The organism is Pseudoalteromonas sp. TB64, from assembly GCF_000498095.1.
Lineage (GTDB): Bacteria > Pseudomonadota > Gammaproteobacteria > Enterobacterales > Alteromonadaceae > Pseudoalteromonas.
The window spans coordinates 45,479-59,677 of sequence record NZ_AUTQ01000261.1 but is presented as its reverse complement, the minus strand read 5'-3'; the positions used below and the strand labels follow the sequence as shown (position 1 = coordinate 59,677).

Genomic DNA, 14,199 nt, shown 5'->3' with positions numbered 1-14,199 from the left:
ATAAAGAACCAGTCTGGCCTGCCAGCACTCAGGAAGCGAAGGGTCTTGTTTTCTGGCATGCGCAGATACACTCATCTCTACTTTGAAGTCATGCTCAGAGTAAGATTCAATGACGGTGTATTGCGTGTTGCTTTTAATCGGGACCATCCAGTGCGACTGTGGGTGTTGCTTACGCCAATTAATCAGTAGCTCAGCGCTGAGATAACATCGGTCAAAAATAGTTAGACTGTTATTACTTACATGACTAAATAACTGCTTTGCGTAGTTCACCTCACCTTGATAACTGGGCCCGAAGGCAACGTGGTGTATCAACCGGCTACGCAAGGAGCTTAAGGCGCATAGGCGTACAATAGGATATTCTGTATGACGGTTTTTACTGTGCTTAATATAGTGAAAGTGCTCAGCAAGAGCAGGTGTATCAGGTGCACGAAATTGCGTTCCATCGACAGAAAATAACCGGAGTCCATACCACGTATCATCAGCATCTTCTTCTTGTGTCCAATGGGCTGCACATAGGTGAAATAAGGCTTGGAGGGGGTCGCTACTGAGGCGCTGTCTCGCTTGAGGAATAGCACTTGGAGCAACCGTATCGCCCAGGGTATCAGTGAGTGTTAAATCTAACTTCTCAACAATGTCACTAATAGAGCGGTCGCGAAAAAGACCCATTGCAATGATAAGCCAGACGACAAGCTCAGCAGGTAACTTACGTTTGCGAATACTTGCTTTATCGGTCTGCTCGAGCACATTAGAAATCCACTCAAGAGGGATATGTTTCTGAAATGTAGATAAAGAGTCAGGAGTGGCGAATATATCCGTATCAAGTAACCAATGACTAAGCATAAAAATACCCTCATAATCAAAAGATGATAAGGGTATTGTGAAGCAACCAAAAGATCGGTCAACCGATCAAAAATACCTTAACTGATCGGTGTTAGCTAAATAGCGGCTTTTTTTTTTAAAAGAAAAATTATTATTTAATCAGGTACTTTATTGATATATGTGGAGTTGCAAACTACGCTAAATAAAATTTTGTTAACTTTATTTATGAGAAATATGAAAAACTGTGCCGCTATTTTATTTCTTGTTTTTCAACTGTTCAGCTTCAATTTACATGCATCCTCATCACTAATTGCTACTTCAGATACTTTAGTTTTAAATACGTTAAATCCAAAAATATCGTCTTCAAAAAAAACCACGCATATTTTACTTATAAATACCTTAAATCAAGACTCACCATGGGAAAAAAGTGTTGAAGTTGGATTACGTGCTGAACTTGGAAAGCGAGTGTCTGGCTTTGATTTATTCGTTGAAAATATGGATATAGAGCGATTTGATGAAGCTCAACAAAAGCGGGTTATGGAGTTATATTTACAGCAAAAGTATGCAAATAAACGTATAGATGTAATTATTACTCAATCTGCTTCTGCCGCTGTATTATTATCCGATTTTACAAATTTATTTACTGATGTACCAAAAATATACTTAGAGCCAGGCACGCAATTTAAGGTATTAGAAAGTGGGAACATCATCCAATCTAAATTAGATTATAAGCAGGCTACATCAGATGCTGTAAATTTAATGAATGCGAAAAAGCTCATTGTTATTTTAGATACGACAAATAATATGGGGTTTAATTTTCAGCAAGATTTTATGCCTACAATTACTAAAAACTTTTCTCATTTAGCTATTGAAAAATGGTTTGATGTGCCTACAAAAGAACTTATGGAGAGAGTTAAACATACCTCATCTGATTCTATTATTTTATTCACCCCCATTTTTAGACGTTACAATAATAATGCACTTAGCCCATTTCAGTTTTTAAAACTATTAACAAGTAATAGTAAAGCGCCTATTTTTAGTTATTGGCATTCATTGTTGGGTTCTGGAATCGTTGGCGGATATTTATTGTCAGGTAAAAAGCTTGGAGAGAAAGCAGCTAATTCAATAATTTCATTTCATGATAATAAAGGTTTAACATCTGTTATGGGGGAAGACTTAAGTGCTTATTACTATGATTGGCGACAATTAGATCGGTTTGGTATAGAGCTTGAAAGCTTACCAAAGGATGCAATAGTTACTTATTACGAACCTTCATATTTCAAACAAAATAAAGTACTTATTTATAGTGTCGTTTTTATAATTGTTACATTAAGTAGTTTTTTAGCTTTTGTTTTGGTTTTAAATGGTAAGCGAATTCAGTTATTAAATGCGCTTGATAGCGAAAAGTTAAAATTAGAATCTCGAGTAACACGACGAACCGAAGAGTTACTAATAGCAAAAGAAGAGGCTGAACATTTAGCATCAGTTAAATCAGCATTTTTAGCTAATATGAGTCATGAGATAAGAACACCTATGAACGGCATTATTGGGCTTACCAATATGCTACTAGATAGTGGATTACCACTAGAGCAAAAAGAATATTTAAATAAGATAAAATACTCCTCTGATCAGCTACTTTCTGTAATTAATGATATTTTAGATTTTTCCAAAATTGAGTCTGGCAATATTAATTTAGAAGAATATCCTTTTTCTATCAACTCTGTAGTGGACTATATAAAAACAACATTTGAAAACCAGGCGCAAAAAAAAGGAATAGAGTTTGTAGTTAATGTTTCACCGAATGTAACACCTGATTTAATGGGTGATGTTGTTAGAATTAATCAGGTTCTGTTAAATTTATGCTCTAACGCGATTAAGTTTACATCTCAAGGACAAGTGTCAGTTAGCATTGAAGCAGAAACTAATTTAAATGAATATGAACCAATACAAATGCACTTTATTGTTAAAGATTCAGGTGTAGGGATCGCGCCAAAAAACTTACCTCATCTATTTGAGGCCTTTACTCAAGAAGATACCTCTACCACCAGGAATTTTGGAGGGACAGGCTTGGGATTAACGATAAGTAAGCGTTTATGTAAACTAATGGATGGTGATATTTCTGTAAAAAGTACATTAAATATTGGAAGTGAATTTATAGCATCGATTAAAATAAAACCTAATAATCAAGTGATTATATCGGATAAACACAACTTAACGTTTCCAGATGCTTTTGATGTGTTAGTTGTTGATGACAATATGTTAGCGCTTAACGCGATTGAGATACAACTCACTTTAATGGGGTTAAGGTGTACTTTGTGTAAATCAGCGCAAGAGGCACTTTATATTCTTGAAAAAGAAGTGGGTAAGTTTAAAGTTATTATTACAGATTGGACTATGCCAATTATAGATGGCGAGCATTTTTTAACACGTATAAATTATATGGATTCTAAACCTTGCGACGTTATTATTGTACTTACAGCTTACGATAAAGATTCAATAAATCATTTAGCAAAAAAATTAAATATAAATACAATTTTACAAAAACCTGTTTCAACAAGTGTTTTGCATAATGTAATTGAAACAAATATTTTAGATTCAACAAAATTGGCTCTATCATCCAATCAAGACTCTTTGGCAGGCTTAAAAGTTTTAGTTGTAGAGGATAACGGAATTAACCAATTAATTATTGCTGATCTTTTAGAGAAAAGAGGTGTAATAGTTCATTTGGTTGAGAATGGGCTCGAATGTACTGAAACTGTCAAATCAGGAGAGTTCGATATGATATTGATGGATATTCATATGCCTGTTATGGATGGTGTTGAGGCAACAAAAATAATCCGAAGGGATCCTGACAAAAGGATTGCTAATATTCCAATCATAGCCTTAACGGCAAATGTGATTGAGGAAGATATTACGCATTATTTATCAATAGGTATAAGCGCTCATGTAGCTAAGCCTATAAAAATAAAAAAATTGCATAGTACTATTATTCAGTGTTTAAAGAGCAACTCAGATTATTTGAATAAAATACAGTAATCAAAGAGTTTTAGAAAAGCGAATAATAGATATAGGCTGATTTTAATTGCCGTTATATTTAATAATTATCAGTGAGTCCATTTTATAGCATTAAATTTAAACGCGACTTAAATAAACGATCTTACAAAAAACTGGCAAACAACATAATATTTAAAATAGTTAGAATTAAGCCAATTAATAACAATAATAAACGCATCACTTTTGAATTTTTATGCTTGCCCATTACTTTTTGCGATGATGTTAAATAAATCTGTAAAAAAACGGTAATGGGTAATTGAATGCTTAATACCATTTGAGAAATGATTAAACCTTTAAATGGGTCAGAAATCCAAATATAAGTAATGTCGAGATAATTAATATACCCGCCACACCAACCTTAGTATGGTTATTTTTTATATTATAAGGTTCCTTAAATATTCCAGCATAAACAGAGCCGCCTGCCATCCCCGCCGTTATTGTGGAAGATATTCCGGCGAATAGTAATGCGATTCCAAAAACTAATGCGGCCTTTGAGCCAAGCATTGGCGTAAGAAGATGTTGGGCTTGCTCTAATTCAGTAACGATTATTTTTTTATTAAAAAATGCAGCTGCGGCAAGTATTATCATTGCACTATTTATAGCCCAGCCAATAATCATAGATACTAATGTGTCTGTAAACTCATACCTTAATTGCTTTTTAATAACGGCTTCATTTTCATTATTCCATTTTCGACTTTGAATTATTTCTGAATGTAAAAATAGATTATGAGGCATAACTACGGCACCAAGTACTGCCATTACAATCATAATAGATCCATCAGGAATGCTAACCGTTACCCAGCTTGTAAGTGCTTTGGACCAATCAATACTAACAATGCTCATTTCATATAAAAATGAAAATCCAATAATAGAAACAAAACCAATAATAAGCTTTTCAAGCTTTGAGTAAGTGTTGGTAAACAGCAATACAATAACAATAACTAAAATAATGACAGAGCCGATGAGTATAGGAATATCAAAAAGAAGGTGCAGGGCAATTGCCCCACCGAGTATCTCAGCCAAAGCGGTAGATATAACGGCAATAATACTGGTAAAAAGAACTGACCTAGCAACATGAATATTCAAGTTTTTCATTGCTGATTCAGCTAAACAATCACCCGTAACAATACCCAGATGCGCGACATTGTGCTGTAGTACAATTAGCATTAGGGTTGATAATGTTACCATCCACAATAATGTGTAACCAAACATTGAGCCAGCCGCAATATTTGAAGCCCAATTACCAGGGTCAATAAAGCCAACGGTTATGAGTAATCCGGGTCCTATATATTTGAATACTTTACTTAGCCCATATTTATTCCTATGTTTTGAGCCTACTGTGGGCAATAACTTAATTTTCATAATAGAAGTGAGCTTTAATGTTGAACCGCAGTTTGTTTTAGTTTGAAAAGGTATTGATAGGGCATATGCATACTAATAACTAGCAACAAAGCCATGGAATCCTCCACGGCTTTGTAATGTTACTTTTATAGTGCAGCAAGAACTTCGACTAACGTGTCTTTGGCATCTCCAAAGAGCATCTGTGTGTTTTCTTTAAAAAATAGTGGATTTTGTACCCCAGCATAGCCGGTTGCCATACTGCGTTTTAAAACAATTGACGCTTTACCATGCCAGCACTCAAGTACCGGCATACCGGCGATAGGACTATTTGGTTCATCAAGTGCTGACGGGTTTACAATATCGTTTGCACCAATCACAAGAGAAACATCGACTTGTGGAAAATCGTCGTTTACTTCATCCATTTCAAAAACAATGTCGTAAGGAACTTTAGCTTCAGCTAATAACACATTCATTTGTCCAGGCATTCGCCCTGCAACAGGGTGTATCGCAAAGCGCACGTTAATGTCTTTTTCACGTAATTTACTTGTGAGTTCAGAGACTATTTGCTGCGCTTTTGCAACGGCCATTCCGTATCCAGGAATAATCATTACTTCTTTTGCGCTCATGAGCAGCTCAGCTGTTTCGGTTGCACTAATTGTTAGTACTTCACCTTGTTCTTGATCCCCTACAGGTAAAGCTTTTACATTGCTACTACCAAATCCACCGGCAATGACTGATAAAAAATTTCGGTTCATAGCTTTGCACATTATATAGCTCAAAATAGCTCCGCTTGAACCAACTAATGCACCAATTACAATGAGTAAATCGTTATTTAGCATAAAGCCTGTCGCGGCAGCGGCCCAGCCTGAATAACTATTAAGCATAGATATAACAACCGGCATATCGGCACCGCCAATTGCCATAACCATATGAACACCAAAAACTAAAGCAAGCGCTATCATAATAACCAGCGGCAACATGCCATTACCAACAGCAGACTGCACAACGAATTGCTGTCCAAGCCACGCTACAGCAACTAATAAAACAAGGTTAAATATGTGTCGCCCTGGTAGTGTTAAAGGCTTACTGCCTATTCGACCAGATAATTTACCAAAAGCGGTAATTGAACCTGAAAGTGTAATAGCACCAATTAAAACACCTACATAGGTTTCAATATCGTGAATGGTTAAGTCAATTCCTGTAAAATGACTAGAAGCATCCGCAAAGTTAGCATACCCAACCATTATAGCCGCGAGCCCGACTAGACTATGTAAAATAGCAATCAGCTCTGGAATTGCAGTCATTTGCACTCGTTTTGCTACAAGTAAACCAATACTGCCACCCACTAATAATGCAATCATCAACTCAATATAGTTATTGGTAACAACACCTAAAACAGTCGCCAAAAGTGCTATCACCATGCCTGAAATACCATACCAATTACCTTTACGGGCAGTTTCTTGATTGGATAGACCGTTTAAAGCCAAAATAAAAAGAACCATCGCAGCAATGTATGCCACGGTTACAATACCAGTACTAATCATAACAACCTCACTTACGGAACATTTTGAGCATGCGATGTGTTACAGCAAAGCCGCCAACAATATTAATACTCGCAATTAACACGGTAAAAACGGCAAACCATTTAATGGTGTCGTCTGTTGAGCTTATTTGAATTAAAGCACCGATAACAATAATGCTTGAAATGGCATTGGTTACACTCATTAAAGGCGTATGTAGTGCAGGCGATACACTCCAAATAACCATATAACCTACAAAGCAGGCTAAGACAAAAACGGTAAAATGAGACATAAAATCAGCGGGTGCAACACCACCAAGCCCAAGCAATGCTAATGCACCGATAGCGGCGCCAATTATAGGTCCAAATACCGATTTCTTTTTCTCAACAACCGTGGGTTTAGGTGTAGCCGCAACCTTTTTAGGGGTTGCAGATAGTGTGGGTGCTGGTGGCGGCCAAGTTGTTTTTCCTTCAGTACATATAGTTGCACCTAAAACAACATCGTTTGTCATATCAACAAAGAGTTTGCCGTCTTTTTCTGGGGTCATTTCGGCTAACAGGTTGTATAAGTTATTACTGTATAATTGGCTCGATTGTGCAGCAAGGCGACTTGGTAAATCGGTGTAACCAATAATCGATACACCATGGCATACGGCAACCTTACCCGGGACTGTTAATTCACAGTTTCCACCTTGTTCGGCTGCAAGATCGACTATTACGCTGCCGCTCTTCATTGATGCAACCATCTCGCTGGTGATCAATTTAGGCGCTGGTTTTCCGGGTATGAGTGCGGTAGTAACAATTATATCAACGTCTTTAGCTTGCGCTGCAAACAATGCCATTTCGGCTTCGATAAATTCATCGCTCATTACTTTAGCGTAACCGCCTTCGCCTGAGCCGTCTTCATCTTTAAAGTTGAGCATTAAAAACTCAGCGTCCATGCTTTCAATTTGCTCTTTTACTTCAGCACGCGTATCAAATGAGCGAACAATTGCGCCCATACTTTTTGCCGCTCCTATTGCGGCCAAGCCTGCAACACCTGCACCAATTACAAGTACCTTAGCAGGAGCAACTCTTCCTGCGGCTGTAATTTGTCCGGTAAAAAATCGACCAAAATGTTGAGCTGCTTCTACAATTGCACGATAGCCTGATATATTAGCCATTGAGCTGCGAGCATCCATTTTTTGTGCTCGAGAAATACGAGGAATACTATCTATTGCAATGGCGGTGATACCACGCTGAGTTAAATCTTTTAGCATCTCAGGGTTTTGTGCCGGCCATAAAAAACAGATTAATGTTTGTCCGCTTTTTAGTAATGTATTTTCATCACCTTCAGGTGCTTGTACTTTTAGTACAATATCAGATTGTGCCCATACATCTTGTGCTGAGTTGATTATTTTACAACCAGCTTCGCCATACGCATCATCGGCATAATTAGCCGCCATTCCTGCACCAGTTTCAATAACGACATCAAAACCAAGCTTTGTTAATTTACTTACTACATCTGGGGTCGTCGCGACTCGTCGCTCGCCTGTGTGGATTTCTTTTGGAACACCAATTTTCATTGTCGAACCTCGATTTAAATGCCATGAAGAGGAATTAATATGTATCTAGGCGTTATGGAATTAGCGATACGATGAAATATGTTATTTACTAACATGTTTCCACCGTATTTATTGCTAGCTAAAGTGTAAAATCAATAACTACACGAGATGGTACTTTGCCATGTTCGAGTCTTTCAAAAATTTCATTAATAGCGCTTAAAGGCTGTAATTCAATATCCGCCTTAACTTTGCCTTGTGCCGCAAAAGCGAGCGCTTCGGCCATATCTTTGCGGTTCCCAACAAATGATCCTTTAATGGTGATGCAATTTGCTACTACATCAAATAATGGCGTCGGAAACTCACCAGGTGGTAAGCCAACTAAAACACATGTACCGTGTTTACGGGTCATATTAACCCCTTGCTCAAATGCTGGTAGGGAAGGAGCCGTAATAAGTACGCCATGGGCGCCACCTTGCGTTATTTCTTTGACGGTGTCTGCTGCATTATCTGTTTTAGCATTTACGATTGCATCGGCGCCAAGTAAGGTTGCATGTTCAAGCTTGCTGTCATCAATATCTATCGCACACACTTTAAGACCCATCGCTTTGGCATATTGAATCGCTAAATGACCAAGTCCACCACAACCTGAAATTGCTACCCATTCACCTGGTTTAGCATCGGTTTCTTTAATACCTTTGTAAGTTGTAATACCAGCACAAATTATAGGGGCCGCTTGTACTGCTGATAAGCCATCAGGAATAAGTGCAACGTAATTAGGATCGGCAATAATATACTCGGCAAAACCACCATCTTTAGTGTAGCCACCAAACTCAGCATCAGGACATACTGGTTCATAAGCACTTAAGCAAAATTCACAGTGTCCACAAGCTGAATATAGCCACGGAACACCGACTCTATCGCCTACTTTTACGCTTGTAACACCTTCGCCAATTTTGGTAACTAGCCCAATGCCTTCATGGCCAGGAGTAAATGGTGGAGTTGGTTTTAATGGCCAATCACCGTTTGCTGCATGTAAATCTGTGTGGCATACACCGCAGGCTTCTGTTTTAACTAATATTTGCCCTGCATTAGGTGATGGAATATCTAAATCGCGTAGAACTAAAGGTTTGCCAAATTGCTCAACAACGGCTGCTTTCATTTTGTTATTCATAATCTTTCCTATTAATATTTAAGGGATTTTTATTGAACTGCGCTATTTAAAAAGGCGCATTAATGTCAACAACGTCGATTAGTTTGTGGTTAACAAACTCTTTAATACCCAAGCCTATTAATTCACGACCATAACCAGAACGACGAACACCGCCAAATGGTAAGTCGGCTTTTACCATTGTTGGATGGTTTACAAACACCATGCCGGTAGATATTTTTTTAGCGACTTCTAAGCCATGATCAGGGTTTGACGTAAATACAGAACCACCTAAGCCAAATGGAGAGTCATTCGCAATTCTAATTGCGTCTTCTTCATTTTTTGCACGAAATAACATAGACACAGGACCAAAAAATTCCCAGTTGCGAGCCGGATTATCTTCACTAATATTCGTTAAAATAGTGGGTTGTACAAAGGCGCCTTGACTAGGTACTTTAGGGCCCACTTCAGTGGCTGTTGCACCAAGCTTTATTGCTTCGTTAATTTTAACTTTTAGTTCATCAGCTGCACCTTGTGATGACAATGGTGCCAAAGTAGTAGTTGGATCTAGTGGATCGCCTGCTTGCAACTTAGCAACACCAGCAGTATAAAGTTCAACAAACTCATCATAAACTTCATCTTCGATGATCATTCGCTTAGACGATACACATACTTGCCCACCGTTCCAGTGACGACCAAATACTGCCCAATTAACCGTTTTTTCCATTTCAGCGTCAGCAAGTACAACAAATGCATCTGCACCACCAAGCTCTAATGTAGACTTTTTAAGTGCTTTACCAGCGGTAGAAGCAACGATTGCACCAGCGCTTTCAGAACCGGTAAGTGCAACACCACGAACTAATGGATGAGAAATGATCATTTCTGTTTGGGAATGTGCGGCGTATAGGTTTTTAAAAGCGCCTTTAGGCAGACCAGCTTCGAGCATAAGTGCTTCAAATGCTGCTGCACATTGTGGAACAATACCCGCGTGCTTTAGTAGCATAGTGTTACCCGCTGACAATTGCGGCGCAATAATACGAGCAACTTGATAATACGGAAAATTCCATGGCTCAATGGCAAGCAATACACCAAGTGGTTCATGGATAATAATTGCCTCGCCCTCAGCTGGATCTGCAACGGGTAATTTTTCTGATGCGAGAAGCCTCTCAGTATTATTCGCGTAGTACTCTAAAATGGCTGCGGATAATTCAACTTCAGCCTTTGCTTCTGATGTTATTTTACCCATTTCTAAAGTTAATAAGTTGGCGTAACTAACTACATCTTTACGTAATAAGTCAGCCGCTTTTTGCATTATTTTAGCGCGAGAAGAGAAAGGTGTTTTTTTCCATGATTGAAAGGCAGAATCGGCATTTTCTATTGCTTGAGTAATTTCAGCATCAGTAGCATCAGGAAAGGTTTTTACAACCTCACCTGTATATGGATTTGTTGTTGCATAGCTCATGATAATATCCTCAGTTAAATTAAATAAGACTCTTATTTTAAAATGAATAACGCTTAGAAGCTGCGTGTATAATTATGGTAAAACAAGTACTAAAGTGAGGCTATTCGTGATGCTACGTAAATACATGTGGGAATCCACATCTTGAAAGTGTAATTATTTGATTTTATTTATTTTTAATCACTCAGTTAGTTCTTGACGCGGATGGGAGTGATAAAGGATTATAAAATAATGCAGTGCGTAGTGGGTAAACGCACTAGTTATTAATCAACGAGGCGCTAGTTTAAATTCATCATGAATTACAGTGATAAAAAATCGAAAGTATTTTCCTCATCCCAATTAGCTATTTTATTGTATGCAATAATGGTAGGAATACTGGTTACGTGTTTGATGATTATTATAGTATTTCACATAGATTCCCAAGAGCGAATCCATATTGAACGAGTAACGCAAAGTACAGCTGAAGGTATTAAAACACTGCTTAAAGATGACTTGGAAGAGCGAATAACATCACTGTCAGAGTTATCTAAGTTGTCTTCGATATCAAGCGATATGCCACAAGGTGACTGGGAAATAATCAGTAAAACATTGTATGATTCGCAATATGGCTATCAAGCCATAGGTTGGATTGATAGATCATTACATGTGCGAAAAATAATACCAAAGCAAGGTAATGAAATAGCCATTGATTTTAATTTGGCATTAAATCCGCCTGCATTGTTAGCTGCAATAAAAGCACAAAATACAAAGCAAGCAGTAGTCACAACACCTTTGCAATCTATTCATGGTGGAGAGGGGCTTGGAATATATATTCCTGTTTTTAACACCAATGCAAGGAGTAAAAAACTAGAAGGTTTTATTGCAAGTGCGTTGATTTTTGAACCTTACATTAAAACAGTTGTGCCTGCTTTTTTACTTAAGGAATATCATTTTACGCTGTTTATTGATGGGCAAAAAGTATATTCAGATCAAGCAAATTCATTTCCTGTTACAAGCATTTGGGATAAAAAAGCATCCTATGATTTACAAGGTCATAAGTGGGAGATAAGCATATCGCCTAGTGATGAGTTTTTGTATATTGCTCACTATAAAATCATGAGAATTTTAATTTCACTTGGTATTTTTATTGCTTTTTTAATTGTGTTGGCTGCTTATACTTATTTATTTGCACGCAGTAAAATAAAAGACGGGCGATATAAGATTGAATATTTATTAAAAAACCTTCCCGGCATGGCATATCAGTCTTTTAATACTATGAGCTGGCCTATGATACTGGTTAGTGATGGGTGTGAAAGTTTAACTGGTTATTCTCGAGCTGAGTTTAAAAAAAATAGAATGCTGTGGAGGGAAATAATACATTTAGATGATTATGAGCGAGTACAGGCGTCACTTACAGAAGCTGTCAAAGAAAAACGCTCCTTTGAACTTGAATATAGAATTAATACCAAAAATAGTGGGATCAAATTAGTGTGGGAAAAAGGAGGACCGGTTAGTTCTATTTTTAATGGTGAAGTTATTATTGAAGGATTTATTAATGATATTACCCCTATTAAGCAGGCTGAAGCTGACCTAATTAGTAGTTACGCTTTTTCTGATGCAGTAGTAAATTCAGTTGTTGAAGCCGTTATTACCATTGATCAATACGGGCTTATACAAAGTTTTAATTTTGCTGCGCAAGCTATGTTTGGTTATACCTCAGATGAAGTAAAAGATAAAAACGTAACAATATTAATGCCTACATCATTTAGTAAACACCATGACCAGCATTTAGCTCAATATTTAAAAACGAAGCAGACGCATATTATTGGTGTGGGTCGTGAGCTTGTAGCTAAGCATAAAGATGGCACAACATTTCCAATTCACTTATCTGTAAGTGAAATACAGAATCATGAAAGTACAATGTTTGTAGGTTTGATTCGAGATATTACCAAGCAACGTGCGTCAGAAGACCAAGCTCGGCTTCATACTGAGCAATTAGCGCATACCGAAAGGGTCAATGCATTGGGTGAAATGGCAGCAGGAATTGCACATGAAATAAATCAACCTCTGACAGCTATTTCTCTTTTTTCTCAGACGGCAAAAAACTTTTGTGAGAAGGGGAGATTTGACAAACTCCCCTTAATATTTGAAAAACTAAGTTTACACTCTCGTCGAGCGGGAGCCGTTATTGAGCGTATGCAGTTAATGACCAAAAAAGGGCAACGAACAAAAGAAGTCATTGATTGTATATTTTTAATAAAAGAAGTAACAAACCTAGCAGAATCAGAAGCGCGACTTCGCAATATTACTGTCAGAATAATTACATGTGATGAACAAATTGATGTGTTTGTTGATCGGGTGCAAATAGAGCAGGTTATTCTTAATTTATTACGTAATGGTATGGAAGCTATGCAGTTAAATGCTTATAAAAATGATTCAAAAATAGAGCTCGAAATAAAATTGAATGGAGATAAATATGTTGAGATATCAGTTTCTGATACCGGTGCAGGATTACCTGAAGAAATGAGAGAGAAGTTATTTAAGCCATTTTCGTCAACCAAAGAAAATGGCACAGGTATCGGTCTATCTATATCTAAAAGCATTGTTGAAGAACATGGTGGGCATATTCACTTTTATGACAATAAGCCAACAGGAGCTATTTTTATGTTTACTTTGCCAGCACATAATAGAGGAGTCGTTTATGAGCGATAAGCAAAGCGTTTTTATAATTGATGACGATGAAGGTATTCGAGAAGGGCTTGAAATACTACTAGACTCTATTGATATTGACGCTCAGAGCTTTAGTTCAGGCGCTGCGTTTTTGGATGTATATAATGAAACCATGGCTGGTTGCTTAGTATTGGATATACGTATGCCTAAAATGAGTGGTTTAGAGCTCCAACAAAAACTCAAAGATTTAAATTGCTCATTACCAATAATATTTATTACCGGGCATGGTGATATCCCGATGGCTGTAGAAGCGATGCGTTTAGGAGCAATTGATTTTATTAGAAAACCATTTAATGAACAGCACTTGATTGACCGTATTAATGAAGCATTGGTACTTGATGAAAAGCAACATGAAAAATCACTCGATAAGCATAAAAATAAGATTAATGTTGAATCGCTGTCGAGTCGAGAACGTGAAGTGTTTGAGCGAGTGACTGATGGGGCAATGAATAAAGTAATCGCGTGCGATCTTAGTATTAGTGAACGCACAGTTGAAGTTCATCGCTCTCATGTAATGGAAAAATTAGGTGCTAAAACACTCGCTCAATTAGTGCGAAGTAAAGTTATGTATGAGCAATTAAATTAATTATCAGTTCATCTATTTAAT

At 37.3% G+C, this 14,199-nt stretch carries 9 protein-coding genes; 3 read left to right on the top strand and 6 right to left on the bottom strand.

Going from position 1 to position 14,199, the window contains the following annotated elements; all coding sequences use genetic code 11:
- On the bottom strand, positions 1-840 hold an 840-nt coding region (locus L647_RS0121755; protein WP_024609746.1), incomplete at its 3' end, for an IS4 family transposase.
- 213 nt (positions 841-1,053) lie between these two features.
- Between L647_RS0121755 and L647_RS1000000125675 the strand changes: the two genes are divergently transcribed.
- Positions 1,054-3,855: a response regulator gene (locus tag L647_RS1000000125675; RefSeq protein ID WP_139015467.1), complete on the top strand. Its 2,802-nt coding sequence runs from the start codon at positions 1,054-1,056 to the stop codon at positions 3,853-3,855.
- Between the two features lie 303 nt (positions 3,856-4,158).
- On the opposite strand, the gene L647_RS01000000124810 is transcribed toward L647_RS1000000125675, so the two are convergent.
- From L647_RS01000000124810 to L647_RS0121725, 5 genes are all read right to left on the bottom strand, one after another.
- Complete coding sequence (locus L647_RS01000000124810) at positions 4,159-5,235, bottom strand: Nramp family divalent metal transporter (protein ID WP_216712744.1); 1,077 nt, start codon at positions 5,233-5,235, stop codon at positions 4,159-4,161.
- Positions 5,236-5,360: 125 nt separating this feature from the next.
- The gene (pntB, locus tag L647_RS0121740; RefSeq protein WP_024612883.1) at positions 5,361-6,755 is read right to left on the bottom strand and encodes a Re/Si-specific NAD(P)(+) transhydrogenase subunit beta; all 1,395 of its coding nucleotides are present in this window, start codon (positions 6,753-6,755) and stop codon (positions 5,361-5,363) included.
- A gap of 10 nt (positions 6,756-6,765) precedes the next feature.
- Positions 6,766-8,298, bottom strand: coding sequence for a Re/Si-specific NAD(P)(+) transhydrogenase subunit alpha (locus L647_RS0121735; RefSeq protein WP_024612882.1), 1,533 nt, complete (start codon positions 8,296-8,298; stop codon positions 6,766-6,768).
- 118 nt (positions 8,299-8,416) lie between these two features.
- Entirely contained in the window at positions 8,417-9,436 is a 1,020-nt protein-coding gene (gene adhP / locus L647_RS0121730) for an alcohol dehydrogenase AdhP (protein WP_216712745.1), read from the bottom strand.
- A 58-nt stretch (positions 9,437-9,494) separates the two neighbouring features.
- Positions 9,495-10,886: an NAD-dependent succinate-semialdehyde dehydrogenase gene (locus L647_RS0121725; protein WP_024612880.1), complete on the bottom strand. Its 1,392-nt coding sequence runs from the start codon at positions 10,884-10,886 to the stop codon at positions 9,495-9,497.
- A 291-nt stretch (positions 10,887-11,177) separates the two neighbouring features.
- On the opposite strand from L647_RS0121725, the gene L647_RS0121720 reads away from it, so the two are divergent.
- Together L647_RS0121720 and L647_RS0121715 are read left to right on the top strand one after the other, a co-directional pair.
- Positions 11,178-13,574: a PAS domain S-box protein gene (locus L647_RS0121720; protein WP_024612879.1), complete on the top strand. Its 2,397-nt coding sequence runs from the start codon at positions 11,178-11,180 to the stop codon at positions 13,572-13,574.
- On the top strand, positions 13,564-14,178 hold the full coding sequence (locus L647_RS0121715) for a response regulator (protein WP_024612878.1): 615 nt from the start codon (positions 13,564-13,566) through the stop codon (positions 14,176-14,178). The genes L647_RS0121720 and L647_RS0121715 overlap by 11 nt, the downstream gene beginning before the upstream one ends.
- Positions 14,179-14,199 lie beyond the last annotated feature (21 nt).

What these genes read in the sequence shown, in the direction of transcription:
- adhP (WP_216712745.1), bottom strand. Translation starts at nt 9,436, where the DNA reads ATGAAAGCAGCCGTTGTTGAGCAATTTGGCAAACCTTTAGTTCTACGC.
- L647_RS01000000124810 (WP_216712744.1), bottom strand. Translation starts at nt 5,235, where the DNA reads ATGAAAATTAAGTTATTGCCCACAGTAGGCTCAAAACATAGGAATAAA.
- L647_RS0121715 (WP_024612878.1), top strand. Translation starts at nt 13,564, where the DNA reads ATGAGCGATAAGCAAAGCGTTTTTATAATTGATGACGATGAAGGTATT.
- L647_RS0121735 (WP_024612882.1), bottom strand. Translation starts at nt 8,298, where the DNA reads ATGAAAATTGGTGTTCCAAAAGAAATCCACACAGGCGAGCGACGAGTC.
- L647_RS1000000125675 (WP_139015467.1), top strand. Translation starts at nt 1,054, where the DNA reads ATGAAAAACTGTGCCGCTATTTTATTTCTTGTTTTTCAACTGTTCAGC.
- L647_RS0121720 (WP_024612879.1), top strand. Translation starts at nt 11,178, where the DNA reads ATGAATTACAGTGATAAAAAATCGAAAGTATTTTCCTCATCCCAATTA.
- L647_RS0121725 (WP_024612880.1), bottom strand. Translation starts at nt 10,886, where the DNA reads ATGAGCTATGCAACAACAAATCCATATACAGGTGAGGTTGTAAAAACC.